22 protein-coding genes and 5 pseudogenes are annotated in these 25692 nt (G+C 57.3%); 8 read left to right on the top strand and 19 right to left on the bottom strand.

Annotated features, from left to right (window positions below):
• Nucleotides 1-4: 4 nt before the first annotated feature.
• The 3 genes and pseudogenes from CAter10_RS06330 to CAter10_RS06320 form a co-directional block, all read right to left on the bottom strand.
• A pseudogene (locus CAter10_RS06330) lies at nt 5-1149 on the bottom strand (MFS transporter).
• Between the two features lie 29 nt (nt 1150-1178).
• Nucleotides 1179-1955 (bottom strand): DeoR/GlpR family DNA-binding transcription regulator, encoded by a 777-nt coding sequence (locus CAter10_RS06325; RefSeq protein WP_061532751.1) that lies wholly within the window; start codon nt 1953-1955, stop codon nt 1179-1181.
• A 178-nt stretch (nt 1956-2133) separates the two neighbouring features.
• On the bottom strand, nt 2134-2559 hold the full coding sequence (locus CAter10_RS06320; RefSeq protein WP_061532750.1) for a diacylglycerol kinase: 426 nt from the start codon (nt 2557-2559) through the stop codon (nt 2134-2136).
• A gap of 231 nt (nt 2560-2790) precedes the next feature.
• Here CAter10_RS06320 and CAter10_RS06315 point away from each other — a divergent pair, with 231 nt between their 5' ends.
• Nucleotides 2791-3573 (top strand): IclR family transcriptional regulator, encoded by a 783-nt coding sequence (locus CAter10_RS06315; protein WP_061532749.1) that lies wholly within the window; start codon nt 2791-2793, stop codon nt 3571-3573.
• Nucleotides 3574-3712: 139 nt separating this feature from the next.
• On the opposite strand, the gene pbpG is transcribed toward CAter10_RS06315, so the two are convergent.
• Together pbpG and CAter10_RS06305 are read right to left on the bottom strand one after the other, a co-directional pair.
• The gene (gene pbpG / locus CAter10_RS06310; RefSeq protein ID WP_061532748.1) at nt 3713-4891 is read right to left on the bottom strand and encodes a D-alanyl-D-alanine endopeptidase; all 1179 of its coding nucleotides are present in this window, start codon (nt 4889-4891) and stop codon (nt 3713-3715) included.
• 437 nt (nt 4892-5328) lie between these two features.
• Nucleotides 5329-6096 carry a class I SAM-dependent methyltransferase gene (locus tag CAter10_RS06305; RefSeq protein ID WP_061535195.1) on the bottom strand — a complete coding sequence of 256 codons (768 nt, stop codon included), beginning with the start codon at nt 6094-6096 and terminating at the stop codon, nt 5329-5331.
• Between the two features lie 123 nt (nt 6097-6219).
• On the opposite strand from CAter10_RS06305, the gene CAter10_RS06300 reads away from it, so the two are divergent.
• Nucleotides 6220-7002: a helix-turn-helix transcriptional regulator gene (locus tag CAter10_RS06300; protein ID WP_061532747.1), complete on the top strand. Its 783-nt coding sequence runs from the start codon at nt 6220-6222 to the stop codon at nt 7000-7002.
• A 5-nt stretch (nt 7003-7007) separates the two neighbouring features.
• Here CAter10_RS06300 and CAter10_RS06295 read toward each other — a convergent pair whose 3' ends face one another.
• Nucleotides 7008-7853, bottom strand: coding sequence for a DMT family transporter (locus tag CAter10_RS06295; protein ID WP_061535194.1), 846 nt, complete (start codon nt 7851-7853; stop codon nt 7008-7010).
• Between the two features lie 78 nt (nt 7854-7931).
• Nucleotides 7932-8866 (bottom strand): annotated as a pseudogene (locus tag CAter10_RS06290) (histone deacetylase family protein).
• Between the two features lie 508 nt (nt 8867-9374).
• On the opposite strand from CAter10_RS06290, the gene CAter10_RS06285 reads away from it, so the two are divergent.
• Nucleotides 9375-9944 (top strand): phasin family protein, encoded by a 570-nt coding sequence (locus CAter10_RS06285; protein ID WP_061532746.1) that lies wholly within the window; start codon nt 9375-9377, stop codon nt 9942-9944.
• Between the two features lie 302 nt (nt 9945-10246).
• Here the strand turns inward: CAter10_RS06285 and CAter10_RS06280 are convergent, their stop codons facing one another.
• The 8 genes and pseudogenes from CAter10_RS06280 to CAter10_RS06245 form a co-directional block, all read right to left on the bottom strand.
• Entirely contained in the window at nt 10247-10699 is a 453-nt protein-coding gene (locus CAter10_RS06280) for a hypothetical protein (protein WP_061532745.1), read from the bottom strand.
• On the bottom strand, nt 10666-11796 hold the full coding sequence (locus tag CAter10_RS06275) for a DUF349 domain-containing protein (protein ID WP_061532744.1): 1131 nt from the start codon (nt 11794-11796) through the stop codon (nt 10666-10668). The genes CAter10_RS06280 and CAter10_RS06275 overlap by 34 nt, the downstream gene beginning before the upstream one ends.
• A gap of 199 nt (nt 11797-11995) precedes the next feature.
• Complete coding sequence (locus CAter10_RS06270; protein ID WP_061532743.1) at nt 11996-12796, bottom strand: hypothetical protein; 801 nt, start codon at nt 12794-12796, stop codon at nt 11996-11998.
• 98 nt (nt 12797-12894) lie between these two features.
• Nucleotides 12895-13698, bottom strand: coding sequence for a competence/damage-inducible protein A (locus CAter10_RS06265; RefSeq protein WP_061532742.1), 804 nt, complete (start codon nt 13696-13698; stop codon nt 12895-12897).
• Between the two features lie 160 nt (nt 13699-13858).
• Complete coding sequence (locus CAter10_RS06260; RefSeq protein ID WP_061532741.1) at nt 13859-14734, bottom strand: EI24 domain-containing protein; 876 nt, start codon at nt 14732-14734, stop codon at nt 13859-13861.
• Nucleotides 14734-15720, bottom strand: a complete 987-nt coding sequence (locus CAter10_RS06255) for a sterol desaturase family protein (RefSeq protein ID WP_061532740.1) — start codon at nt 15718-15720, stop codon at nt 14734-14736. Before CAter10_RS06255 ends, CAter10_RS06260 begins: the two co-directional genes overlap by 1 nt.
• Before the next feature lie 6 nt (nt 15721-15726).
• Nucleotides 15727-16579, bottom strand: a pseudogene (locus CAter10_RS06250) (polysaccharide deacetylase family protein).
• Nucleotides 16579-17589, bottom strand: a complete 1011-nt coding sequence (locus tag CAter10_RS06245; protein WP_061532739.1) for a YVTN family beta-propeller repeat protein — start codon at nt 17587-17589, stop codon at nt 16579-16581. The pseudogene CAter10_RS06250 and the gene CAter10_RS06245 overlap by 1 nt, the downstream one beginning before the upstream one ends.
• Before the next feature lie 186 nt (nt 17590-17775).
• Between CAter10_RS06245 and CAter10_RS06240 the strand changes: the two genes are divergently transcribed.
• From CAter10_RS06240 to CAter10_RS06230, 3 genes are read left to right on the top strand one after another with little or no spacing between them, the layout of a single operon-like run.
• Nucleotides 17776-18132 carry an FKBP-type peptidyl-prolyl cis-trans isomerase gene (locus tag CAter10_RS06240; RefSeq protein ID WP_061532738.1) on the top strand — a complete coding sequence of 119 codons (357 nt, stop codon included), beginning with the start codon at nt 17776-17778 and terminating at the stop codon, nt 18130-18132.
• A gap of 37 nt (nt 18133-18169) precedes the next feature.
• Nucleotides 18170-18391, top strand: a complete 222-nt coding sequence (locus CAter10_RS06235) for a hypothetical protein (RefSeq protein ID WP_061532737.1) — start codon at nt 18170-18172, stop codon at nt 18389-18391.
• A gap of 43 nt (nt 18392-18434) precedes the next feature.
• Nucleotides 18435-18689 carry an acyl-CoA-binding protein gene (locus tag CAter10_RS06230; RefSeq protein WP_061532736.1) on the top strand — a complete coding sequence of 85 codons (255 nt, stop codon included), beginning with the start codon at nt 18435-18437 and terminating at the stop codon, nt 18687-18689.
• A gap of 76 nt (nt 18690-18765) precedes the next feature.
• Here the strand turns inward: CAter10_RS06230 and CAter10_RS06225 are convergent, their stop codons facing one another.
• The 4 genes and pseudogenes from CAter10_RS06225 to CAter10_RS06210 all read right to left on the bottom strand — a co-directional run bounded on the left by CAter10_RS06225 (nt 18766) and on the right by CAter10_RS06210 (nt 23598).
• Nucleotides 18766-19776 carry a 2-hydroxyacid dehydrogenase gene (locus CAter10_RS06225; protein ID WP_061532735.1) on the bottom strand — a complete coding sequence of 337 codons (1011 nt, stop codon included), beginning with the start codon at nt 19774-19776 and terminating at the stop codon, nt 18766-18768.
• A 17-nt stretch (nt 19777-19793) separates the two neighbouring features.
• Nucleotides 19794-21190: pseudogene (locus CAter10_RS06220) on the bottom strand (sodium:proton antiporter).
• Between the two features lie 88 nt (nt 21191-21278).
• Nucleotides 21279-22472, bottom strand: coding sequence for a nicotinate phosphoribosyltransferase (gene pncB, locus CAter10_RS06215; protein ID WP_061532734.1), 1194 nt, complete (start codon nt 22470-22472; stop codon nt 21279-21281).
• A gap of 200 nt (nt 22473-22672) precedes the next feature.
• Nucleotides 22673-23598 (bottom strand): annotated as a pseudogene (locus CAter10_RS06210) (cation diffusion facilitator family transporter).
• A gap of 292 nt (nt 23599-23890) precedes the next feature.
• On the opposite strand from CAter10_RS06210, the gene fdxA reads away from it, so the two are divergent.
• Together fdxA and CAter10_RS06200 are read left to right on the top strand one after the other, a co-directional pair.
• Nucleotides 23891-24214: a ferredoxin FdxA gene (gene fdxA / locus CAter10_RS06205; protein WP_061532733.1), complete on the top strand. Its 324-nt coding sequence runs from the start codon at nt 23891-23893 to the stop codon at nt 24212-24214.
• Nucleotides 24215-24466: 252 nt separating this feature from the next.
• Nucleotides 24467-25555, top strand: a complete 1089-nt coding sequence (locus CAter10_RS06200) for an NAD(P)/FAD-dependent oxidoreductase (RefSeq protein ID WP_061532732.1) — start codon at nt 24467-24469, stop codon at nt 25553-25555.
• Nucleotides 25556-25692 lie beyond the last annotated feature (137 nt).

Raw genomic sequence — 25692 nt, 5'->3', positions numbered from 1 at the left:
CGCTTCAGGCAGCGTTCTTTGACGCAGCTCCGAGATGAGCGCTGGCTGCCACCAGCAACAGTGCGCAGCCTAGCAGGGCGAACGCCACATTGAGGCTGGTCGCATGCGCAACAAAGCCGATCAGCGCCGGTCCGGCCAGGATGCCGGCGTAGCCGAGGGTGGTGATGGCTGCAATCGCCAGCCCGGCTGGCATCGCCGCCTGATTGCCCGCCGCACTGAACAGAATAGGCACGATGTTGGAGGCGCCCAGGCCGATCAAGACAAATCCAAGCAAGGCAATGGCTGCGGTCGCTGCCGATACGGCGAGAAAGAAGCCGCCAGCCGCGCACAAGCCGCCCAGCAACAACACGCGCTTGCCGCCGAAACGTTTAACGATGCGATCGCCGGTCAGCCGGCCGGCAGTCATGGCGATAGCAAAGGCGGCATAACCAAGTCCGCCCTGGCTGGCACTGAGGCCACGCGCCGCTGTCAGGAACAGCGCACTCCAGTCAAGGATCGCGCCTTCGACCAGGAACACAATGAAACACAATACGCCGATAAAAATCACCGCGCCATGCGGCAGCACAAACAGTGCGTCGCGATCGGACTGCTCCGGCTCCCGTAGCAAATGCGGCGCAGCTACCACCAGCACGAGCGCAACAAATGCCACTGCCGTGACGCTCGACCAGAATGGACTCAAGCCGCCCCATAGTAGCAACGCCATACCGCCGGCACCGACGAATCCACCGACGCTGAACAAACCGTGGAAGCCCGACATCAACGCACCGCCACTGGCTTTTTCCACCATCACCGCCTGCACATTCATGGCGACATCCAGTGTGCCGATGGCGGCGCCGAATACAAATAGTGCAATGCCCAACTGCAGTGGACTGTCCGCCAGCGCCAAGCAAGGCAACAGCAGACAGGTCAGCGCGCCGCAGTCAGGATCACGCGCCGGCAACCGAGGCGCGCCGCCAGTACGCCTGTCAGCGGCATCGCCAGCAACGAACCAACGCCAAGGCAAAGCAGCAGCAATCCAAGCGATCCCTCATTCAGTCCAAGCCGCGCCTTTGCATATGGCACCAACGGCGCCCAGGCGGACATGCACAGGCCGGCGCTAAGAAAAGCAAGACGGGTGGCAAGGCGTTGCTTGGGGCCGATCTGGTTCATGGCATGGCTTTCGGAAAAATGGAGGACGATTATTCGGCGTCGGCGCGTAGCAATTGCACGCCATGGCTGGCGAATGCCGCCAGTTGCTCAGAGTCGGCATCCTGCTCGACCACCAGGTGCGTAAGATGCCCCGCAGTGAGCACCGAATACGGCGCCGCGGTGCCTACCTTCTCGCTGGTGACGGCCACCGCTACCGCCCGGCTGGCGACCGCCAGGCTGCGCTTGAATTCGGCTTCTTCATAATTGAAGCAAGTGACGCCGGCCTCGGCATCGATGCCGCAGCCGCCCAGGAAAAACAAATCCGGCCGCAACCGTTCGGCATCGCGCAATGCGGCAGCGCCGAGGCTGGCGCCGCTGCGCCGGTCAACCCGGCCGCCGATCAGGATCAGTTCGATTGCCGCACGTTCCTGCAGCGCCACAGCAATCGTCGGCGCATTGGTAATGACAGTCAACGGCAACTCCGGCAGTGCCTCAGCGATAGCCAGGTTGGTCGAACCGGCATCGATGAACAGCACACTGTCGGCAGTAACCAGCCGCACCGCCGCGCGTGCCAGCCGGGCCTTGCGCTCCATCGCTTCCATCCGCCGTTCCGCCAGCGGCGCGTTGGCGTGCGAGATTGGCAGCGCGCCGCCATACACGCGCTGGCACAGTCCGGCTGCGGCCAGGTCGCGCAAATCGCGACGAATGGTGTCTTCCGACACATTCAATTGCTGCGCCAGATCCTGCGCCAGGACCCGTCCCTGCGTCTGCAAAGACTGCCGGATCAGCGCATGACGCTCTTTCAGAAGGAGGTGGGTCAGGGCCATTTTTATCCAATCGAACCAAAATATGCATAAACACGCACAAATATACACAAACGTGCAAACAAGGGCAATATTTTAGTGCTGACCAAAAGAATCAGTAAATTGAATCAATGAATGCGAAAAGATCCGCGCGGAGACGGCGGAGTGGGCATCCAGTTACTTCAGGATGCCGCAGCGTTAATCAGGAAAACAACAGGGGATAAAGAATGACAGCCCAGGTAGCGACGGCCAGGATACAGGTCAGCAACACGGCGGCGCTGCCAAAATCCTTGGCGTTCTTCGATAACGGATTGCGCTCCAGGGAAACCCGGTCGACCACCGCTTCAATCGCCGAATTGATCAATTCGATGATGATGATCCAGACCAGCACCGCGATCAGCATCAGTTTCTGGATCGCAGAAACCGGCAACAACAAGGCAACGATGATACCGGGAATCACCAGCATCAACTCCTGGCGGAATGCATGCTCGTTTTTCCAGGCCGACTTGAAGCCCTCTATCGAATAGAAAAATGCCGAGAAAATTCGTTTGAAACCGCTGGTGCTCTTGAATTCGCTGATGCGCTGCGTAGGCTCTTGCGACTGCGGTGATTGCGGTTTTTTGCTCATGCTGTGCTGATGTTCAAAGGTAACGCAGGGTTGCGCCGACAGATTTTAACAGTCTTGCTGCGGTGCACGCCAAATGCTTGTGATTGTTTTTAGTCAAGCCATGCACTTGCGCTGCTGACCGTCGTTGATCATAGTTATTAACTTGTGCCGCCACTCTAATCGGTGACAATACTAAAGCATAATTTTTCACATTATGATATAAAGATTCCATTGCAATGCACCAATACCCCCATGAAAACAGCCACGACTGACGACGCCGGTAAAATTTCCATCCAGGTCATCGAACGCATGATTTCGCTGCTGGATACGCTGGCGCTCTACCCCGATCCGGTCAGCCTGAAAGAACTTTCGGCGGTCACCGGCCTGCATCCCTCCACAGCGCACCGCATTCTCAACGACCTGGTGGTGAAACGCTTCGTCGACCGCTCCGAGCCTGGCAGCTATCGGCTTGGCATGCGCTTGCTTGAACTGGGCAATGTGGTCAAGAGTCGCCTTAATGTGCGTGAAGCTGCGCTCGATTTTATGCGCGGCCTACATCGCAAGACCAATCAGACGGTGAACCTGTCGGTACGCCAGAGCGATGAAATCGTCTACATCGACCGTGCCTTTTCCGAGCGCTCCGGCATGCAGGTAGTGCGCGCCATCGGCGGCCGCGCACCGTTGCACCTGACCTCGACCGGCAAGCTGTTCCTGTCCATCGACGATCCGAAAATGGTGCGCGCCTACGCCACCCGCACCGGCCTGGCCGGCCATAACAAGAATTCCATCACCGACCTCAGCAAGCTGGAACGTGAACTGAGCCTGGTGCGTGCACTCGGCTATGCACGCGACAACGAGGAACTGGAACTCGGCGTGCGCTGCATGGCGGCCGGCATTCGCGACGATTCCGGCAAGATGGTGGCTGGACTGTCGATCTCGGCGCCGGCAGATCGCTTGCAGGAAGAATGGGTCGAGGATTTGATCAGCACCGCGAACCAGATTTCCGCCGTGCTCGGCTACTCGTCCCAGCAGTAACCGGTTACAACGGCAACCAGACCCGCCTGGCCCGCTTTGCAATACGCGGGTTGTCAATAAAAAAGAGCTTATTCGTCGATCGAATAAGCTCTTTTTCGTTCATTACCGGCCGCATTGCATTGGCGGCACATCGCAGGAATTAACTTTGGCGGTCTGCAACCTTGACTCCAGTCAAGGTCGATGGATGCGATTCAGCCAGCCAGCGGCGTACGCGATCAGCATCTGCCTGGCGCGAATACTTGCCACGCGAATCAAGGAACACCATCACGATCTGACGACCATCGATAGTCGTCTGCATGACCATGCAGCGTCCTGCTTCGTTGATGTAGCCTGTCTTTTGCAGGCCGATCTGCCATTCAGGATTTTCGACCAGATGATTGGATGTCGAATATTGCAGCGAACGGCCGCCTGGTTCGACGACATACTTGGAATCCGTCGAGTACTGACGAATGATTGGATGCTGATAAGCCGCCATCACCAAGCGCGACAAATCGCGAGCGCTGGCGACGTTCAGGTGCGACAGCCCTGTGGAATCGACATAGTGGGTTTCTGTCATGCCCAGCGCTTTGGCTTTGGCATTCATGGCGGCGACGAACGCCGGCAAGCCACCTGGATAGTTGCGGCCAAGCGCAGATGCTGCACGATTCTCGGAACTCATCAAGGCAATGTGCAGCATGTCGGCACGGGTCAGTTGCGAACCAATGCGCAAGCGCGAGCTGCTGTGTTTTTCGCGATCGATATCATCGTCGGTCACGCTCAATACTTCGTTCATGTCCTGCTTCGATTCGACCACCACCATGCTGGTCATCAGCTTGGTCAGCGATGCGATCGGCAAGGCGACCTGGGAATTCTTGTCCAGCAAAACTTCCGAGCTGTTCTGGTCCAGTACCAGTGCGACGCTGGATTTCAATTCCAGCGGATCGCGTGTCAGGTTCAATCCAGCCTGCTCGCCGGCCGACAGGACCGGAGGCAAGGCAGGCACTACCGGCGCAAAAGCGACGCGCTGATAAGTCACCTTGCGGCGGCCATGCACCATCACTACTTTCTTGACCAGCTTTTCGTTTTTGTCGAACGATGCAATGCTGCCTTGCTTGTGGCCGCGGGCTGCAATTACCTGATGTTTTCTGGAACCACCGGCAGCGGCAGTTTTCTTGCTGGAGGATGTTTTGGAAGCCGTCTTGGAAGTTGTTTTAGCCGCAGTTTTTTTTGTGTTCTTCTTAGCGCTAACATGTTTTGTTTCGGCAAAAGCAGGAGTAGCGGGCGCAATCGCGAGCACCAGGAAGAGTGACAAAAAAACAACTAGCGCGGATTTGCCCATTTGCGGCTCCAATATTCGGCGAACGATAACTTTGTGGCAGTGTAGGCAAATCCCTAAAAAATCGCAAGAGAATTAGATAGTTAGCGCACTAAATTAAACAACTTTCGATGTAAGGACGATGATTTGCCGCGTAGATTTTAGCGTAATTAGGAAACATTCCTTTTCGTGATTTACCGAAAAATTTGTAACGACCTTGACATAATTGTCATTATGATCTTTTTTGCATTTTCAGGATCATTTCAATTGCTTGAAATTACTGAATTATTTTCGCTTCGGAAAACAGAAAAACCGCGCCTTCATCCACATAAAAAATGGCCCGCATGCTTCGCGGGCCCGATCAAATTGCCATGTTCTTTTTTTGCATCCGCCTACCTGCTCCCACCACCTTGCGTCGGACTGTCCGCCGCTTCGCCGAGCGACGAAAAAAGGAAATCACATTATTTGCCGCACTCGATCAACACGGAATCGATGGAAAAAGAATAATCCGCTTGCACGCCGAAGTAAGTCGACACTTCCGACGGCGCCGCATCCCACAATGATTTGATAGCAACCACCCGCTCGGATGGCGTGCGCATCCGTGCCACCCAGGTATCGAACTGCAATGCCAGCTTCCAGCCATTATTCGCCGTCACCTTGAACCCAGCCTGGGCCAGCAAAGCCACCCAGGCCGACAGGCTGCGATTGCGCACATGCGAGGTATCGCGCAACAACTCAATCGATTGCAGGTAGGTATCGGCCAACACGTCTTCCGGCGAAGCCGTATCGATGACGACGCATTTGCCGCCAGGCTTGAGCACGCGCGCCATTTCCGACAATGCATGCGGCAGGTCTTTCCAATGATGCGCACTGTAGCGGGTACATACAAGATCGAAGGAGTTGTCTTCGAACGGCAACTGATCCGCACTCCCCCGCTTTACAGAGAGATTTTCCAGGCCTCGCGCAACGGCCGCTTGCCGCACCACTTCCAGCATTTCGCTCGCCAGATCGTACGCGACCACCTGAGCGACTTGCGGCGCGATCGCAAAGCTGGCGTGCCCACCTCCGCAGCCGACGTCAAGCGCCCTGCCTTGCGGGAACCGGGCAGCGTAGTCGGCCAACTGCTGCAAGTCGGCACCCTGCGCGTGGACGGTGCTGGTCAGATAAGCTGCGGCGGTGCTACCGAACTGCTCGGAAATCACCTTGTCGTGGTTGCGTGCGGCGGTCATCAGGTTCTCCTCGGAATGGATTGGCAAATCAAATTCAGGTTCCAAGTGTAGTTATTTTTTATCCTGTTACAAGACCAGTGTTTATACTATTACTTTGAACAACAGGATACCTACAGGAGCAACATGGACGATGCCGGCAAACGCAAGGCCCTCGGTGACTTCATCAAGACCCAGCGTACCCAGCTGGCGTCGGCGGAACTGAACCTGAGCGGCAGCTCGCGCCGCCGCACGCCGGGGCTGCGGCGCGAAGAAGTTGCGCAATTGTGCGGCATCAGCGTGACCTGGTACACCTGGATCGAGCAAGGACGCACTGTTTCAGTATCTACGGCTGCGCTGGCGCGCATTGCCGATGCGTTGCACCTGTCGCGGGCCAAGCGCGCCTATTTATTTGAACTGTCGGGCAAAAAGGATCCGCAATCGCGAGATACGGCCGGCCAGGAAATTCCAGATGAAATACTCGCCATCACCGCCAACATCAAGACACCAGCCTACTTGCTGGATCGCCACTGGAATGCCGTCGCCTGGAATCGCGCCGCCAAAACCCTGTTCGTCGGCTGGCTCGATCAAAAGACCGGCAGCAAGAATCTGCTGGAGTACACCTACTCCACGCCTTCCGCAGCAATCTTGATCAGTGATTGGGAGCAACGGGCACGCCGTCTAGTGGCGGAATTTCGCGCCGATTGCGGGATGTATCTGGATGAGCCACAAATTGCCGACCTGGTCACGCGCCTGAGCGCCAACAGCGCTACGTTCAAGCGCGCCTGGAGCCTGCACGACGTGATTGAGAAGGAAGGCGGCGAGCGCCGCTTTAATCATCCGACCCTCGGTCAGCTGGCGTACCGTCAAGTTAATCTGCGGGTCGCCAACCGGCCAGAACTGAAGCTGGTAATGCTGCTGCCGGATTGACGCCCCTATTTCCTGACAACGAACGCTACGCCACATACGGCGACCAGCATGCCGAGTATGCCCATCAGGTTGAACACTTCGCCGAACATCAGCCAAGCCATCACCGCAGTGGTTGGCGGCGTCAGATAGAGCAAGCTAGTCACCTGTGTCGCTGCGCTCTTGCGTATCAGCGCAAACAGCAGGAAGATCGCGCCAATCGACAACGCCAGTATCGACCACAGCAAGGCACCGACGAAACGCGGCGTCCATTGCACGGTGTCCAGCGTCGGACCCAGGTGTTCATAAAAAATCGCCAACGGCAGCAGCACCACGATCGAGGCGGCAAACTGGATCAGCGTGCCAGTGCGCAAATCGAAATGCGAGCATTTATGTTTCTGGTACAGCGTGCCAAGCGTGATCGACAACAGCGCCATCAGGCACAGCGCAATGCTTTGCCATGACAAGCCGACCAGCGTAATCTTGGCTGCCACCACCAGGCCGACACCGCAAAGGCCAAGCACCAATCCAAGCCACTGACGCGGCCGCACCGATTCGCCGATCAGGGGTGCCGCAAACGCGGTCAGAATCGGCTGCATGCCAACGATCAGCGCCGACAATCCGGCTGGCATGCCCAGCTTGATCGCACACCACACCCCCGCCAGATAGCCAGCCTGCAGCAACACCCCGGCAAACGCTATGTGACGCATCTGCCCGACCGGCCATGGTGCGCGCATCAGCAACACCAAAGGCAACAACACCAACAACACGCCGACGAATCGCAGCAACAGGAAAGTTAATGGCGGCGCGTACGGCAGGCCGAATTTGGCAACCACGAACCCGGTGCTCCAGATCAGCACGAACACCAGCGGCATCGCAGCCAGCAGGCGATTGCCTGGCCGCGCAGGAGCGGCCAGCGCGGAAGGAGGAACAGGAACTGCTGGACGCATGATTTATCCGGGTTGGGTAAGCGGCTGGGCCGCACGCTGCAGGCGCGCGTGATGCGCCGCAAGCGAGATAGTTTGCAGATGAATCGCCACCGTGTCTTGTATGTTCTTGCCATATCCGCCTGCCATCGCCACAGCAACCGGTATCGCGTGCCGGCTGGCGATGGCCAGCACCATTGCGTCTCGCCGCGCAAGTCCGTCGAAACTCAGCTTCAAGCGTCCCAGCCGGTCGCCTTCGTGCGGATCTGCGCCAGCCAGGAAAATGATCAGTTGCGGCGAGAATAGCTGCATCATCTGCTGCAGCGCCTGTTGCAGCGCATCCAGATAGGCGTCGTCGCCGGTGCCATCTGGCAGCGCCACATCGAGATCGCTGCGTTCCTTATCGAAGGGATAATTGTGCGCACCGTGCAAGGATAAAGTGAATACCGAATCGTCATGGGCAAGGATCGATGCCGTGCCGTTGCCTTGGTGGACATCCAGATCGACAATCGCCACCCGCTGCACAAGGCGTTCGGCCTGCATCAGGCGCGCCGCGATCGCAGCATCATTGAATACGCAAAAACCGCCGCCCTGATCGGCAAATGCGTGATGCGTGCCACCGGCGAGATTGACGGCGATACGGTCCGGCGTCGTGATTGCAGCGCGACAGGCAGCAATAGTGGCGCCGGCAGAACGCCGCGAGCGCTCAACCATCTGGGGTGTCCACGGGAAACCGATCGCTTTCTGCACGCTGTCGCTCAGCGTGCCGTTGCTGACATCGGCGATATAACGCGGGTGATGCGCCAATGCCAGAACGCCATCGCTGGTGGTCGGTGCCTCCTGGAATTCGATGCCGGCGACGGTCGCCTGCGCACCCTCGTGGATGAGGCGATATTTTGCATCGGAAAGCGATGACCGGCCGGCAGAGGCAGCACGAAATGGTCGCTGTAGAAGGCTTTCAAGAGACTGGGCGGGATCGATAAAGATATCAGTCTAACACCGGAGACAAGCACCTTCCGATGTAGATGGCGAACGGCGCGGCTCCGGCAATCCGACATCTGCATCAGGATGCCCGGTTTGCTCACCATAGCCTAATTCGATAATGCAACTGCCAAAATTAGCAGGATGTTAATCCTTTTTTTCCGCTTTACTATTTAAGCCTGACGAGAAGCGAGAAGCTCTTAACAAATAATTTGAGAGCTGCTTTCAAGCTAAATTGCCAATAGATTTTTGGCTTGCACCTGGCACAAAAAGATATTTATTTGGCAATTAAGGCAAATTTCTGCATATTTATATTGCGGCGCACAAAAATCTTCTTGACAGCGGTTCAGAATAATTTACAATCAAATTGTTGCGTCGCACAATGCACGTTTGAAGTCACTGGCAGTCGCAATCAACGGCTAGTTCTTAGCCACCTTAGCCGCCTTACTTATGTCGTATTTTTTACAGCATCAAACCCTAGGAGAAGCCATGTCTACCGTTGCAGAACAATTCTCGGCCGCCGCCAAAGCAAATTTCGAATCAAACCTGGCGCTGTTTACCGATTTCACTACCAAAGCGTTTTCCGGTGTGGAAAAACTGATCGACCTCAACCTGAGCGCTGCCAAGGCTTCGCTGGAAGAGTCGAACGCTGCCACCCAGAAGCTGTTTGCCGCCAAGGATCCACAAGAATTCTTTTCGCTGAGCGCGTCGCTGGCCCAGCCGAACACTGAAAAAGCCATCGCTTATGGCCGTCATTTCGCCAGTATCGCGTCCAGCACCCAAGCTGAACTGACCAAGGCTGCTGAAGCACAAGTTGCTGAAACCAAGCGCAAGGTCATCGAGTTCGTCGACCAGGCTTCGAAGAACGTACCTCCGGGCGCAGAAGGCGCAGTAGCTTTCGTGAAATCGGCAATCGGCAGCGCCAACGCCGGTTACGAGCAGTTCGCCAAGAGCACCAAGCAAGCCGTTGAAACCATCGAAAGCAATGTCAATAGCGCTGTCGATCAATTGTCGCAAGCTGCTACCAAGACTGCTACTGCAGCCCGCACCAAGAAGTAATCATTTGCTGGCGGGCGCGCATGCCCGCCGCACGAAATCTCCTCGGTATCCGGCAACACGGTATCGACTTACCCCGGATATCCGGGGTATTTTTTTGCCTGGCCATAATCCACCAAGCAGTGAGTTAAATGGAGTTGGAGTTTTTTCGGCAACTTTATCGCCGAAAATAGTTAAATGGGAGTTAAATGGGGTCAGAGTCGAATTTTTGCTTTTCAAAAATTCGACTCTGCCCCCATTTAATGCGGCCCCTCCACTTAACGAACCACGGAGCACATACTTTCGCTATCCGTGTTTGCCTAATCTCAAAACTTCGCCAACGCCACCAATTTCAATAACCGCCCCAGTGCCTGCTCGTCCATCGCTGCCGGCAAGTCGCAGATATGCAACAGTTGTTGCTCGATATTTCTCGCAGTGGCGCCGGCTTTCAATGATGCCTGGAGCACTTCAACCTGCAATTGCAAGCGTTCGCGCGATAGCTCTGGCGGGCTTTCGGCGCTGGCGAGGATTTCGGCGCGTAACAACTCCTGTTGCAACAATGGACGATTGGCTTCCAATGTCGCGGCGTATCCGTCGCTATTTTGCAACGCACGTTCAAAGCGGGCAGCGATGATTTTCTCGAAGCTTGGCGCTAGTGGCGGCAATGCCGCCCAGCTTTGCCGCCGGTCGGATTCATCCTCATCCGCGGCAGTGCCTAAATTGGCTTCGGCTTTTTGACACAGGATCAGCTTGTCGCGCAAGGCGTCGGCTTGCGCCAATGCGGCCTTATGGCGGCTTTGCTCCAGGCGCGCCGGATTGCAGTGATCGCCTCCTGAAAACGCGCCTCGATCTGTGCCTGTTCGGCACGCGGCACTTGGCCAGCGCGCGCCCATTCCTGCTGGGCCTGCTGCAGAAGTTTGGGCAGCACCGCTTCCGGTTCGGCGGACGCGGCTTCCAACAAGGCGCATTGCTCTTCGCGCAGCCGCAGATTGTCGCGCCGCTCCGCATCGGCGCTGGAGGCCGATTCCTTGCGCTGTGCAAAAATGGCATCGCAGGCGGCACGAAAACGCAGCCACAATTCCTGCTCATCCTGGCGCGGCAGCGGCAAGGCTTTGGCCTGTTCCTGCCAACGCTGCTGCAACTCACGCACGCGATCCGCCGTATCGCGCTGGTTGGCCGGCAGTTGCGCCGCTTCGTCAATCAATCTTTCGCGCCGGGCAATTTCGCTTCGCTGCTGCGCCGCCAGCGGTGTCAACAGGCCCTGCATCGCAGCGGCAAACGCACCATCGAGTGCTTTCTTTTCGCTGCGATTGATTGGCCCTTGACTCTTCCAGGCCTGCTGTTTCTGCTGGCAAAACTGCGCGATGGCTTTCCAGTCAGGTGCTACTCCGTCAACCGTCTCCAGCGGCAGAGCAGCTTGCGCGTATTGCTGCACGTCGTCGATCAACGCACGCGCATTGACCAGATTCGCCTGGCGCTGTTCGGCCTGTTGCTGGAAATGCGCGGCGACTGGCGCATAGGCAGTCGTGCAAGCGGCGTCAAAACTTTCCCACAACACTTTCGGCGCCGATCCTGAACTACCGTCTAGCGACTTCCAGCGAGCTCGCAGGCTACCGATTTTCTTGGCCAGCTCAGCCAGCGCCAGTTCTTGTCCGAGCAGCTCCTGTGCCGCCTTGGTCAATTCCTCACGCGAGACATTACCGCCCCAGCGTGCCCAGCCTTGCAAACGGGTCAATTCGCTTCGCGCCTGCGTCAGACGGCTTAATTGCGCCGCGCTTGGTTTGTGCGCCTTGAAATCAATGGCGCGCAAGGTCTTGTCGAAATCCGTCGCGGCTTGCAAGGCGCCGTCTTCCAGGGATTTCTCCAGGCCATCCAAGGCTTCTGCAATATTGGCCGCCCGCCATCGTCTGCTAGCGCTTGCTCAGCCTTTGGCGCGGCCTGGATTTTCTCCGGCTTGCTGACCACAACAGTATGCTGCTTCAGCAGTGCCTGATAACGCTGCTCCAGCTCGCCGCCCAGCACAGCCGCAGGCAATCCCGGCAAAGCCGACCAGGCGCGTTTCAATGTCTCGGGGCTCAACGCTTCCATCGCCCCTCCCATGCCGTCAGCAAATCACGGCGCGCTTGCAACGCAGCTTCATGTTGCTGCAGATCGGCCAGCAATTTGCGCAGTGCTTGTGCTTCCTGCCCAAAATCGATGATCAGGTGGCGCGGCAATGTCACCGCTTCCGCATCGCTTGCACAAGCTGACATCTGCGCTTCCAACGCATCCAGCGCTGCCGTTTGCGACTCGTGCTGTGCGTCGACCAGGGTCTGCTGATGCAGCTCGCGTACGCTGGCCAGCAAGCCGATGGCCGTGCGTTGCAAACCTGCCTGAGCGGCCAGGCGACCGGCCAGCGCACCCCGTATTTGTTCAAATTCCTGCAGCAATCCGGCCGGCGCGTCCTTGGCGGTCCAACCGCGATCCAGTTCGGCAACCTGATTCGGCATCAGCAACGGCTCCTGCAGCAAACGCTGTGCCTGCATCACGCTGGCGCTCGCCTTGTCGGTGAGCAATTGCTGTTGGCGCGCGCTGTCGAGGCGGCCTTGCATCAATTTGGCGACGCGTCGATCGGTGTTGCGGCAGACTTGCAGCACCTTTTCCATCGCCTCGCGGCTTTGCACCAGTTGCGCTGCACGCAGACGGGCGTCCGCAAAACCTGATTGCAGAATGAACTCGACCGCTGCAGTTTCATCGCCCAAGGCTTCGGCTTGACTCAGTGCCTGCTGTTTTGCCTGATCTGACGCTTGCCGGGTTTCGGCGCGTACTGCGGCTTGCAACTCGGCGACGGGTTGAGGCGCAGCACGATCTGCGCGTTTGAAGAGGAATCCGAACATGTGATGTCAATCAGATAGAGCGCATTGCCGTCGGCATCGCTGGCGGCAAGCGCAATTGGTTAAATGAATGTGGATTGGGAATGAATCGCTGTCCGGGCTTATGCGGGCCGGTACTCGGCCTTCAGTTGATCCAGCCCGGCCAACATTTTCTTGAATGCCGCAGCACTTTGCACCGGCTCGCCCTTGACGCCAAGATCGATATGACGCCGGGTATTCGCATCGCCCACATGCGGCAGGCTGAACACCTTTACCAAAGGGAATTCCGCTTCGATCGCCTCCATCAACGGCGTCAACGACGATTCCATCGCTTCGAACACCAACACCGATTGTTCCAGCTGCGGATTTTGATGGAAACGGTCGGCGTAGTAGGTGTCCAGCACCCACTCAAACATGGGCCAGGCCATCACCGGGAAGCCTGGCGCAAAATAATGTGCTCCTCCTCCGTGTTGGTGACGAATCGAGAAGCCAGGGATCTTGTTGTAGGGATTCGGGATGATGTCGGCGCCTCGCGGGAACTCGCCCATCTTCAGCCGATGCAGGTTGTCCGGCGTATCGTAGTCGACAGCAAGCCCGGCATCGCGCGCAGTATCGGCAATCCGTTCACGGATTTTCTCGCGTGCCTGCGGATGCAGCACCAGCGGCACGCCAAGCGCGGCTGCCGCGCACTGGCGGGTATGGTCGTCCGGCGTAGCGCCGATGCCACCGGTGCAAAACACGATATCGCCGCTATCAAACGTCCGCTTCAGCGTTGCCGTGATGCGTGCCGGATCGTCGCCGACATATTCCGCCCAGTCGAGGCTCAAGCCGCGTGCCGAAAGCATTTCCAGGATTTTGGGGAAGTGTTTGTCGATTCTCCTGCCTGACAGGATTTCGTCGCCGATGATGATGAGTCCGATTGCCATGAAGATCGCCGCTTAGTTGAAGATGCTTAGTTCAGGATACTTAGTTCAAGATGATTAGCTGAAGATGAAAGGCGGAAGTAGAAATAGCTCCGTTGTCAAACCCTACAGCATTCGTCGACCATCTTACCCCCGAATATTGACGGCGGCATGAAAGCCGATTCTATTCTGGAATCGAAGTATCCGACAGTTGATGAATTACCTGCTTGTCCTTGCTTTCGGCCATGATGACAGCGGCCTGGCCAGCCGCACGATACTTGGCCAACGCTTCCAGGCAATAATATTCAAACCACAAACCGGTAAACACAAACACCAGCACATATAACCAGATTGAACCGGCAGCCAGCAACGGGAAAACCACCAGCCACAACGCCCCGCCCAGCCACAAGACAGTCGGCGCCGCGCCCATGGCGCCGGTAATGACGCCGATCACCAGCAGCGGCCAACGGTGAATCCGCAGGATCGCCCGCAGTTCTTCCTTGTCGGCATGGGCCGCCAACGCTTCGTAGGCAAACACCCGGTAAGTCAGCCAACCCCATAACACCAGAGGAATCAGGAAGGCAAACGGTGGAATCAACCACAACGGCAACGTCACCAGCCATAGCACGCAAAACAAGAGGAAAGCGGAAAACGACGTCCAGATGCTCCCCAGCAGCGAGCCACCCTTGCGCAACTCAAGCTCGGCAAAATGGCGACGGCCAATATGGCGCGCCGTTGCCGGCAAGGCAAACGCGCCGACGAACAGCAGCGCAGTGAGGATCATCAACGGCAACAAGGCCCACAATGCCAGCCAAGGCACGATGACGGTCTTGAGCGCACCCAGGCCGAGCCAGGCCGGAATGTAATTGGAAAAGCCCATGCCATCATTGCCGGCAAAGTAATTTTTTTGCAGCCAGTCGATCAACGGTTGCAAACCCCACCACAGCGCCAGCCCCCAAATCAGGACTGACAGGAAAAATGGCAGGAAAGTCAGCATCAGCATGCGGTAATGCAACTGCGACAATAAAGCCCTGCCGAAGGCAACCAGTACGGGGCGCATCAGCGGGCCGACTTTCTGGAAAATTCGACCATGCGCTTCAGCCCCAGCCACTGCTGCGACCAAAAGCCCCGGCCGTAATCGCGGGCGGGCTTGCCGGCCGTAGCAACCTGGTCGCGCACGCCGGTACGCTCGAAGGTCTTGGCGAAATGGGCTGTGCGGAACAAACTGTCCCAGAATGAAAACAACACGCCGAAATTATGTCCGCCCAAGGTGCCCTTTCCTTTGCTCTCATGGCCGATGCCGATCGCATGGTGCCAGCGATGAAACCGCGGCGACACCACGATGGCGTCGCCCAGCCGGCCGAAATGTATCCGTACATTAGCATGCTGCAGACTTTGCAACATGCGCGTGATCGACACCAGCAGCACATATTGCGCCGGCTCAACGCCGATTGCCAGCGCCACCAGCGCCATCGTGACATCGTGGATCACGCCGTCCAGCAAGTGGTTGCGATCATCGCTCCACAAATTCATGTTCTGCTGGCTATGGTGCAAGCTATGCAAACCCCACAACCAGCCGAAGCCATGCTGCGCGCGGTGGTACCAGTACTCGCAGAAATCCAGCACCAGCAGGTACAACAGGAAAGTCACCAGCGGCTTGTCGGTAAGACCCGGCAGCAGGTTTTCCAGGTTGAATGGATTGATTCCCTCCAGATGTAACAACTCGGTGACTTTTGCCACCAGCGGATCGATCAGGAAAAACACCAACAACGAGAATGCGCCAAGCCGATACAGCACGGTATAGATGAAATCGATCCAGCGCGCGCGACGATCGGTGATCGCGTGCACCGGAATCATGCTCTCCAGCGGCCGCAGAACGAGGAACAACAGGACCAGCTCGCAGACGCCGATCAAGAACCACTCGGTACCGTCAAACGCATCTTCCAGGTATTCGCTGAAACCGGCATGGAACATGAGCGGTTGCACCACCGACTGGAATAGCCATGCCTGGGTGCCCGCGAACCAATTTACCAAGGTATCGATCATGATGCCCTATGCGCCCTTCCCTACTTTAGGCGCTGCGACCGGCCCTTTCAGGTTGCCCTTGTAGGCCGGATGGTCGCGCAGCGTAGCAAAACAGAAACCCTTTTTTCCAAGCCGCTGATCAACGGTTCAAGCACTGCCGGCGCCCAAGGATCCTTGCGCGACCAGATGCCCAGATGGGCCATCACGATATCGCCATCCTTCAGGTTTTTCAAGCTACGCTCAAGCAACATCTGGTTCGGCCATTTATCGCTCTGCAGCTCGTCGCCGGAAAATCCCGCCTCGGCCCATGCCACGTGCTTGTAGCCGCAGGCTTCGCCCGCCGCCAGCGTGCGCGGCGTCAGATGACCACCAGGCGTACGCCAGAAGTGGTCGATATGGATTCCGGTCAGGCTCTGGAAGCGTTGATCGACACGGTTCAGCTCGTCGCAATACTGCTGCGGCGTCCAGGCCTGCAGCTTGCCGCCGTTGGCGCCGAACTGCGGCTTCACTTCAATTTTGCCGTCAGGCAGATCGCGCTTGGCGTAGACATGATCGAATGTGTGGCTACCAAAAGCATGGCCGTCGGCCACCAGCGATTTCCAGAAAGGCGCCCAGCTCGGATCGAGCGTGTAATCGCCGTTGATGGTTTTTCATTGGCCATGAAAAACGTCGCCTTGATGTGGTGACGGCGCAGGGTTTGGGCGATGTACTCGGCCTGCGACTGGCTGCCGGTATCGAAAGTCAGGTAGATCGTGCCGGTGCAAGCCTTGGACGATGCCGTCGCGGCCTGCTCCGCCAATGCCGCCGGCATGGATGCAATCAGCGCCGCGATGACGCCAGCGGCCAGCACACTACGCTTTCCTGGGAAGACCATACGCATCACAACTCAGGAGCGCGGTTGCTGAAGTAGATGCCGTGCGGCGAACGGCCTACCGGGATCGACTTGATCACCTTGCGGGTTTCCAGGTCGACAACCGACACCTTCTTGACCCAGCGCTGCGTAACCCACATGGTCTTGCCGTCGGCGGTAATTTCCATACAATCCGGACCGCCGGGGACAGCAATGCTGCCAACGCTTTCCAGCGTGTTCAGATCGAGGACGTTGATCGTACCCGAGACACGGTTCGAGACAAATATGTGGCGATTGTCGCCTTGTGGACGGAAGTTATGCGCGCCGTCGCCGGTCTTGATTTTCTTGACGATTTTTTGGGTGCGCCAGTCGACCACCGCAACATAATCGCTGCCCATCACGCCCACCAGCAAGTATTTATTATCCGGCGTCATGTATACGCCAGCCGGCTGCTTGCCGATCGGCATGGTCCACTTGACCTTTTGCGTGGCCAAGTCGACCGCTGCCAGCTCATCGCTGCCCTGCAGGCTGATGAAGGCCAGCGAACTGTCGGCGGTAAACGCCATATGGCTTGGCATCGATGGCAGCGGCAGGCGCTTGGCCAGTTTCAAGTTCTTGCCGTCATAGCCATAGATGTCGATCCGATCCAGCCGCAGGCCGTTGGCGATGAACCACTTCTGGTTTGGCGAGAAGCCGATCTGGTATGGGTCGACAATATCTTTTACCTGGCTTTGAATCTGGCCGTTCGTCGGATCCAGGAACAACAGCGAATTGCCGGTGGCGGCAGCGACGATCAGCGATTTGTTATCAGGCGTCGGCATCAGATGATGCGGCTCCTTGCCAACCGGGAAGGTATTGATTTCTTTATAAGTTGACTGATCCAGCAAGGTGATGGTTGCGTCACGGGAATTGAGCACCACCACGACATTGCCTGCGGTCGAAGCGGCGGGTGCTACCGGAGTAGCTGGGGCAGCAAATGTGGACAATGCGATCAGCAAACCGCAGGCGGCGACGATGGAACGACGAACAAAAGCTGGCATAACGAAACTTTGAAAAGCGAAAAGGGCTATTTTACCGCGCATGATTCAGGCCCACGAATTTAAATGACTTGCCCGGCCCCGCCAAAACACAGTGTCAATCGCATGCAGGCACAGGCTAGCGAGCATTTTTTAGTTTACACTGCGACCACTTGCAGTCAAATTACCACCACTCTATAAAGGACCATAATGTCGACCATTACTACCGTTTCAGGCCTGCAATATGAAGATGTCAGCGTCGGTGACGGTGCTGAAGCCAAAGCAGGCAATCATGTGACCGTGCACTACACCGGCTGGTTGCAAAACCCAGACGGCAGCGCCGGCAAGAAATTCGATTCCAGCAAGGATCGCGGCGACCCGTTCGAATTCCCGCTGGGTGCCGGCCATGTCATCAAAGGCTGGGATGAAGGCGTGCAAGGCATGAAAATCGGCGGCATCCGCAAGCTGACCATCCCTGCGGCGCTTGGCTATGGCCCACGCGGCGCCGGTGGCGTGATCCCGCCGAACGCAACACTGATTTTTGAAGTTGAACTGCTGGGCGTATAAACCCCGCACGACGATTCGATCACCCGATAGCCGCCTGATGAAATATCCTAGCCTGCCTGACGTCTGCTCGTTTTCCCGCCTGGCGACGCCACTGCTGTTTGCCGCGTTGTTGCTTGGCGGCTGCACCGTGGTCAGCGTCACCAGCAGCGTGGTCGGCGCCGGCGTCAGTGTCGGCAGTGCGGCGGTCGGTGTTGCTTCGACTGTCGTCGAAGGCACCGTCAAGGCAGGTTCTGCCGTGGTCGGCGCAGTCACCGACTGATCTCCCCTTTCCCGACAATCCATCCACACGAGACGAGACTCTTATGACCCTCCAAGCCCAATTCGAGCAAGCCCAGGCCGACTCCAAGACACTAAGCGAGCGCCCGGACAACATGACGATGCTGAAACTGTACGCGCTATTCAAGCAGGGCAGCAGCGGCGACGTCCAGGGCGATCGCCCTGGCATGACCGATTTTGTCGGCCGCGCCAAATGGGATGCATGGAATGAGCTGAAAGGCACAAGCCAGGAAGCGGCACAACAACAGTACATCGATCTAGTTGAAGGCTTGAAAGACTAAATCCCGGCCTACGAAAAACAAAAAAAGGCGCGACATGGGTAGCCATGTCGCGCCTTTCTGTATTTTTTAAACCACTTTATTTATCAGCCAGCATGACCTTGCCCAGCACTTCCGGATTGAGTAAATTGGGCGGAAACGGCCGATCTTTATCCGGCAACAAAGCCGCCAGCAAATTACGCGCGGCGCAATCCGCCATGGCCCGTCGCGTTGGCTCTGAGGCACTGGCGATATGCGGCGTCAGCACCACATTCGACAAGTCCAGGAAATCCGGATGCAAGGCCGGTTCGTTCTCGAACACGTCAAGTCCAGCCGCTGCAATTTTGTGGTCGCGCAAGGCGGCAATCAAGGCAAGGTCATCGACAATGCCGCCGCGCGCCAGGTTCACCAACGTCGCCCCCGGCTTCATCAACGCCAATTCAGCGGCACCAATGGTGTGGTGCGACTCCTTCGAATACGGCAGCACCAGAATCACATGGTCGGCCTGCCGCAGCAATTCCTCCTTGCCAACGTAACGCGCCTGGTTGGCGCGCGCCTCCAGTTCCGGCGATAGCCGCGACCGGTTGTGATACAGGACCTGCATGTCGAAGCCTAGCGAACGCCGCGCAATCGCCTGGCCAATGCGGCCCATGCCGATGATACCGAGCGTGGCGCCATGCACGTCTGCGCCCAAAAAACTGTCGTAGCGCCATTGCTTCCAATGCCCAGCACGCAGCCAATGTTCGGATTCCGTCACGCGCCGGGCGGTCGCCATCAGCAACGCCCAGCCGAAGTCCGCAGTGGTTTCGTTAAGCACATCGGGCGTGTTGGTGACCATCACGCCTGCCTTGGTCGCCGCTACGACATCGATATTGTTGTAGCCGACCGCCTGGTTGCAAACCGCCTTCAAGCGCGGACTAGCAGCCAGCAATTCCGCCGAGATGCGTTCGCTGGCGGTGGCGATCACACCGTCCTTGTCCTGCAACCGGGACGCCAGTTCGGCGGCGCTGAAAATACGATCTTCCTGATTGCTCTCGACTTCGAAATACTGCTGCAAGCCGGCAATCACTTCTGGAAACACGGCACGCGCCATCAATATCTTTGGTTTCATCACTAGGGCCTGTTCCTTCAACGGAAGAAAATAAAAGTCATCACGACAAACAACGGCAGCAACACCACGCATGCCCAAGCCATGTAGCCAAAGAATGATGGCATGCGGATGCCACGTTCTTCTGCAATAGCCTTGACCATCAGGTTCGGCGCGTTGCCGATGTAGCTATTGGCGCCCATGAACACCGCGCCGCAGGATATCGCCGCCAGCGTCGCCGCCAGCGTGGTCATCAGTTCTGCCGCATTGCCGGATGCCGTGTTGAAGAAGACCAGGTAAGTCGGCGCATTGTCGAGGAACGAGGACAGCACACCGGTCGCCCAGAAATACATGGCGTTGTCTGGCTGGCCGTCAGCCCCCGTGACCGCGCGTACCACCATGCCGAAAGCGCCAAGCTCGCCTGCACGCAGCATAGCAATCACCGGCGCAATGGTGACAAAAATCCCGGCGAACAACTTGGCCACTTCCAGGATCGGTCCCCAAGTGAAATCGTTGCCTTCACGCGCCGCCTTCGGCGTCAGCCAGAGCGACAACAGGACCACCACGACCAGCAGGCCGTCGCGCAGCAGGTTCTGCAATTCGACCTCAGTGCCGTATATGTTGTAGGTGACGCCCGGCTTCCAGAAACCGCTCATCAGCACCAGCGCCACCACCACCGCCAGCAGCACGAAATTGAATTTCCCTTCGAAATGCAAGTGCGTGCCAGGGGTACCCGGCTCCGGCTTGGGCGGCAACTCCTCGCCCTTGGTATGAAAATAATAGTTATCGAGCAAATAGAAAATAATCAGCAACGCGCCCCACATGAACATGGTCTGGCCGAAGATGTTCTTGAACGTCCAGGAGAAGTCGACGCCTTTCAGGAAACCCAGGAACAACGGCGGATCACCAAGCGGTGTCAGCGCACCGCCAGCATTGGCCACCAGGAAAATGAAAAAGACGACGATGTGCACCGTATGCTTGCGATTTTCGTTGGCGTTGATGACAGGCCGGATCAACAGCATCGCCGCGCCAGTGGTTCCCATCAGGCTGGCCAGCACAGTTCCCAACGCCAGCAGGCCGGTGTTCATCGCAGGTGTGCCGCGCAAATGGCCGCGCAGACAGATCCCGCCGGCGACCACGAACAAGGCAGTAAGCAGGATGATGAACGGAAAATACTCGGCAAGAAACGCGTGCACTACCCCGGCAGCAGCAACCGGTACGCCAAATGCCATTGCGCATGGAATCAGGAAAGCCAGCGACCAAACCACTGCAATCTTGCCAAAATGATCATGCCAAAATGCCGGCGCCAACAATGGCCCGAGCGCAATCGACAGAAGCAGGCCAATAAAAGGTACGCCCACCAGGCAGCCAGCTGAGCACCGTCAAGTTCTGCAGCCTGGGCTGCGAGCGGCAGTAATGCACTCAAAGCGACAAGAATTTTTTATGCAATGTAGTCTTCCAAATAAAGGGGGAAAGGAATGACCGGTATTTTAGCCGCGATCGCAGCCGTGGCAAAAAAAACAACGCTATGCGAGCGGCGCCGCCTGTTCGGGAATCTCGAAAACCTGCCGCAGATAGTTCAGATAGGCTTTGTCGTCGCACATGTTCTTGGATGGCGTATCCGACAGCTTCGCCACCGGCTGGCCATTGCAACGTACCATCTTCATGACGATTTGCAGCGGCGTATAGCCGAGGTCGTTGGTCAGGTTGGTGCCGACGCCGAAGGCAACGCGGGTGCGATCCTTGAAGCGCAGGTACAGCTCGTTGACCTTGCCGAAATCGAGGCTGTCGGAAAACACCAGCGTCTTGGTGGCAGGATCGACTCGGTTGTCCTGGTAATGTTTGATCAGGCGCTCCCCCCATTCGAAAGGATCACCGGAATCGTGCCGTGCGCCATCGAATAACTTACAGAAATACAAGTCGAAATCGCGCAGGAACGCATCCATGCCGTAGACATCCGACAATGCAATGCCGAGGTCGCCGCGATATTCCTTGGCCCACATTTCGAAACCGTAGATCTGCGAATCACGCAAGCGCGGACCAAGAGACTGGCAAGCCTGCAGGTATTCGTGCGCCATCGTGCCAAGCGGCGTCAGGCCATATTTCATCGCGAAATAAACATTCGATGTGCCGACCAGGTGCCGGGCGAAATCACTCTGCAGGGTCTGCACCACTTCCTCATGCCAGCGACGCGAAAATCGCCGCCGCGTGCCGTAGTCTGCCACCTTGCAACCGGCCATGGCGGCATCGTCGCGGATCAACGCCATTTTGTTCTGCAGGCGCCGGCGCCCCTCGATATGGTCTGGCTCGCTTTGCGTGGCGCGGAAATACACTTCGTTGACGATGGCCAGTACCGGCACCTCAAACAGGATCGTGTGCAGCCAGGGTCCCTTGACCACGATATCGATCTCGCCGTTATCGGCTGCCGACGGCTGTACGCTGATGTACTTTTGTTGCAGATGGAACAGGCCTAGGAAATCGATGAAATCGCTCTTCATGAAACGCAGGCTGCTCAGGTAAGCCAGTTCCGGCTCCTGGAACCGCAAGCGGCACAAGCCGGCAATTTCATCGCGGATCTCGTCGACGTAAGGACGCAAATCGACGCCCTGATTGCGACATTTGTAGCGATATTCGACTTCGGCCGCCGGAAAATGATGCAGGACCACCTGCATCATCGTGAATTTATACAAGTCGGTGTCGAGCAGCGAGGTAATAATCATGGTCTTTGAATGCTGGGAAGTGATGAAGCCGCTTACGCAATCCGGAGGAGGACGGCCCGAACAGCTTCACATCTTACCGCAGGGATTTGACTGCGGCTCTATTTGTTGCACGCAGTGTAGTAGCGCATCTCCAATTCACGGCGTCTGGCGCATTAGCATACGCACATTGGCAAACAGATTTGCGCTACTGCCGCATAAAATCATGGATTTTGTCCGCGCGGCGGATGATCAGGCTCAAAAAAACACCAGCGCACCTGCGGCCAGCGTTCCTGGATTTGCGCCTCGATCTGGTTGATCGTATCCACCAGCGCCACGTCCGAAGGCTGCGGCTGCATTACGGCCTGGACCGCGATCATGACCTGCTCACCCCATTGCAGCGAGATCAGGTTGCGGACACTGGCGACACCAGGATGTGCCTCGATCTGCGCCTTGATGGCGGCGTGCACCTCGGGCGCAGCGGATTCACCGGTAACCATCGCCTTGACTTCGCGGATCACCAGCACCGCGACGATCATCAGCAATGCACCGACTGCGATCGTGCCGAAGGCGTCCCATAACGGATTACCCGTAATCACGGTCAGCAGCACGGCAACAAAGGCCAGGGCCAGCCCGGCCAAGGCGGCGATATCCTCGCCAGCCACCACCATCAACTCAGACTGCCGGGTCTCGCGAAACCATTGCATGAAGGATTTTCCATGCGAAATCTTGCGAATTTCAATCATCGCTCCGCGTAGCGAAAACGCCTCTAGCACCACCGACACCCAAGCACACCGAGCGCCACCAGCGGATTGCTGATCGGCTCCGGATGACTCAGATGTTCAATGCCCTTCATCACCGAAAACGCGCCGCCGACAAAAAACAACAGTAGCGCCACCATCATCGCCCAGAAGTAGACGACGCGCGCATAACCCATAGGATGCGACACATCGGCCGGCTTTTTGGCCTCCTTCAAACCGATCAGCAAGAACACCTGGTTGGTGCAATCGGCCAGCGAATGGATACCCTCTGCGAGCATGGCGCCGGAGCCAGTGAAGAGTGCCGCGGCAAATTTGGCCAGCGCGATCCCGCCGTTGGCGCCTAACGCATAGAAAATGGCTTTGGTGGAACTTTCTGAGGAAGATGACATAATTATTTCGCGGCAACAAATAGGCTAACAATAGCCACTTTGGCAATTTCCCGCAAGTTGCCGGGACGGTCCCTGCAGCGGGTATGACCGCAGGACGGAATCGTGCAAATGACCGCATTCGAAGCAAATGCGATTTTTACATTTGCTTATATGGATTCTATATAACCACAATTTGTGGGAAAACCCGAATTACCTTAAATACAAGGCTTTGCGACAGGGTGAATACATGAGCGTCTCTTGCTCGACACCGCCCGACGCCGCCTCAAGACCATTTACAGATAGGACTGTTGTTATGACCCACGTTGTGACCGAATCCTGCATTCGCTGCCGCTATACCGACTGCGTGGATGTATGCCCGGTTGATTGCTTCCGCCAAGGCCCGAATTTCCTCTCGATCGACCCGGACGAATGCATCGATTGTGCCGTGTGCGTCGCCGAATGTCCGGTCAACGCCATCTACGCCGAGGAAGATGTGCCTGCGGACCAGCAGCAGTTCATCAAGCTCAACGAAGACCTGTCGCGCCACTGGCCGTCGATCACCAAGACGGTTGCGCCGCTGGCGGATGCCGACGCGTGGAAAGACGTCAAAGAAAAACTGGAATTTTTGCAACGTTAATTGAAGCACCGGCCGTCTCAAAAGGATGGCCAAGCAGCAACAGCGCTAATTCATTCATTTAGCCCGGCCATTACCCCAGCCATTAGCGCAACCGATATTCGCCGCCAGCCTGGCATGCTCGCGTGGTGCGAGTCGCCAGGTTTGACATCAGGGCCGCGTTTAACTTTAATCCAATCGCCGCTGCAGCCAGCGCTCAGACTCAAGGCCGCGGCGTTTTGGGGGACCCAACTGAAACAGGAATCAGATCGTCGCATGGATACCAACGTCAAGCTTGATGCAGCACCCACTTCTGCCAACAACACCCCGATCGAGACGGATGCCGTCATCATCGGCGCCGGTCCGGTCGGCCTGTTCCAGGTCTTTGAACTCGGCCTGCTCGAGATCAAGGCACACGTCATCGATTCGCTGCCGGTAGTCGGCGGCCAGTGCGTCGAACTGTATCCGGACAAGCCGATCTACGACATCCCGGCAGTGCCTGTCTGCACCGGCCAGGAACTGACCGACAACCTGCTCAAGCAGATCGAGCCATTTGAACCGACCTTCCATCTTGGCCAGGAAGTCACGCTGGTGGCGCGCCGCGAAGACAACCGCTTCGACGTCGAAACCTCGACCGGCACCCGCTTCATCACCAAGACCATCTTCATCGCAGCCGGCGTCGGCTCGTTCCAGCCGCGCACCATCAAGGTCGACGGCATTGATCAGTACGACAACACGCAGCTGTTCTACCGCGTCAAGGATCCAGTTCAGTTCCACGGCAAGAACCTGGTGATCTGCGGCGGTGGCGATTCGGCGCTGGACTGGGCGCTGGACCTGGTCGGCAAGGCGGAATCGGTCGTGCTGCTGCATCGTCGGGAAGAATTCCGCGCCGCGCCGGCTTCGGTCGCCAAGATGAAAGCCTTGTGCGAAGCCTACGAAATGCAATTCCTGGTCGGCCAGGTGACCGGCCACGAAGCCAAGGACGGCAAACTGAGCGAGATCAAGGTCACCGGCCCTGATGGCGTGACACGCCGCCTGCCGCTGGATACGCTGCTGGTATTCTTCGGCCTGTCGCCGAAACTCGGCCCGATCGCCGAATGGAGCCTGGACATCGAACGCAAGCAGTTGAAAGTGGTCGACACCGAGAAATTCGAAACCAACATCCCGGGCATTTTTGCCGTCGGCGACATCAACACCTATCCGGGCAAGAAGAAACTGATCCTGTCAGGCTTCCATGAAGCCGCATTGGCTGCCTTCGGCGCCGCGCCGTATATCTTCCCGGACAAGAAGATCCACATGCAGTACACCACCACATCACCGAAGCTGCACAAGATCCTGGGTGTGGAATCGCCTGTGTTCGATTAAATCTCAGCTTCAACAACAAAAGCCGCCCGAGCATTTCCTCCGGCGGCTTTTTTATCGCCTAGGTTGTACACATCGCGCCACCCTGCTTCAAACGTAAAAAAGCCCGGGATGCATCTGCATCCCGGGCTTTTTCTTGC

The organism is Collimonas arenae (assembly GCF_001584165.1).
Taxonomy (GTDB): Bacteria; Pseudomonadota; Gammaproteobacteria; order Burkholderiales; family Burkholderiaceae_D; genus Collimonas; species Collimonas arenae.
Note: the sequence above shows the minus strand (reverse complement) of the source record. Positions and strands in the feature narration are given on the sequence as shown.

Coding starts and splice junctions, on each gene's coding strand:
- CAter10_RS06260 (WP_061532741.1), bottom strand. CDS start 14,734: ATGCGCCCCGTACTGGTTGCCTTCGGCAGGGCTTTATTGTCGCAGTTG.
- CAter10_RS06285 (WP_061532746.1), top strand. CDS start 9,375: ATGTCTACCGTTGCAGAACAATTCTCGGCCGCCGCCAAAGCAAATTTC.
- CAter10_RS06270 (WP_061532743.1), bottom strand. CDS start 12,796: ATGTTCGGATTCCTCTTCAAACGCGCAGATCGTGCTGCGCCTCAACCC.
- CAter10_RS06295 (WP_061535194.1), bottom strand. CDS start 7,853: ATGCCGCTGGTGTTCGTGCTGATCTGGAGCACCGGGTTCGTGGTTGCC.
- fdxA (WP_061532733.1), top strand. CDS start 23,891: ATGACCCACGTTGTGACCGAATCCTGCATTCGCTGCCGCTATACCGAC.
- CAter10_RS06265 (WP_061532742.1), bottom strand. CDS start 13,698: ATGGCAATCGGACTCATCATCATCGGCGACGAAATCCTGTCAGGCAGG.
- CAter10_RS06230 (WP_061532736.1), top strand. CDS start 18,435: ATGACCCTCCAAGCCCAATTCGAGCAAGCCCAGGCCGACTCCAAGACA.
- CAter10_RS06305 (WP_061535195.1), bottom strand. CDS start 6,096: ATGACCGCCGCACGCAACCACGACAAGGTGATTTCCGAGCAGTTCGGT.
- CAter10_RS06255 (WP_061532740.1), bottom strand. CDS start 15,720: ATGATCGATACCTTGGTAAATTGGTTCGCGGGCACCCAGGCATGGCTA.
- pbpG (WP_061532748.1), bottom strand. CDS start 4,891: ATGGGCAAATCCGCGCTAGTTGTTTTTTTGTCACTCTTCCTGGTGCTC.
- CAter10_RS06245 (WP_061532739.1), bottom strand. CDS start 17,589: ATGCCAGCTTTTGTTCGTCGTTCCATCGTCGCCGCCTGCGGTTTGCTG.
- CAter10_RS06320 (WP_061532750.1), bottom strand. CDS start 2,559: ATGAGCAAAAAACCGCAATCACCGCAGTCGCAAGAGCCTACGCAGCGC.
- CAter10_RS06240 (WP_061532738.1), top strand. CDS start 17,776: ATGTCGACCATTACTACCGTTTCAGGCCTGCAATATGAAGATGTCAGC.
- CAter10_RS06325 (WP_061532751.1), bottom strand. CDS start 1,955: ATGGCCCTGACCCACCTCCTTCTGAAAGAGCGTCATGCGCTGATCCGG.
- CAter10_RS06225 (WP_061532735.1), bottom strand. CDS start 19,776: ATGAAACCAAAGATATTGATGGCGCGTGCCGTGTTTCCAGAAGTGATT.
- CAter10_RS06300 (WP_061532747.1), top strand. CDS start 6,220: ATGGACGATGCCGGCAAACGCAAGGCCCTCGGTGACTTCATCAAGACC.
- CAter10_RS06315 (WP_061532749.1), top strand. CDS start 2,791: ATGAAAACAGCCACGACTGACGACGCCGGTAAAATTTCCATCCAGGTC.
- CAter10_RS06235 (WP_061532737.1), top strand. CDS start 18,170: ATGAAATATCCTAGCCTGCCTGACGTCTGCTCGTTTTCCCGCCTGGCG.
- pncB (WP_061532734.1), bottom strand. CDS start 22,472: ATGATTATTACCTCGCTGCTCGACACCGACTTGTATAAATTCACGATG.
- CAter10_RS06200 (WP_061532732.1), top strand. CDS start 24,467: ATGGATACCAACGTCAAGCTTGATGCAGCACCCACTTCTGCCAACAAC.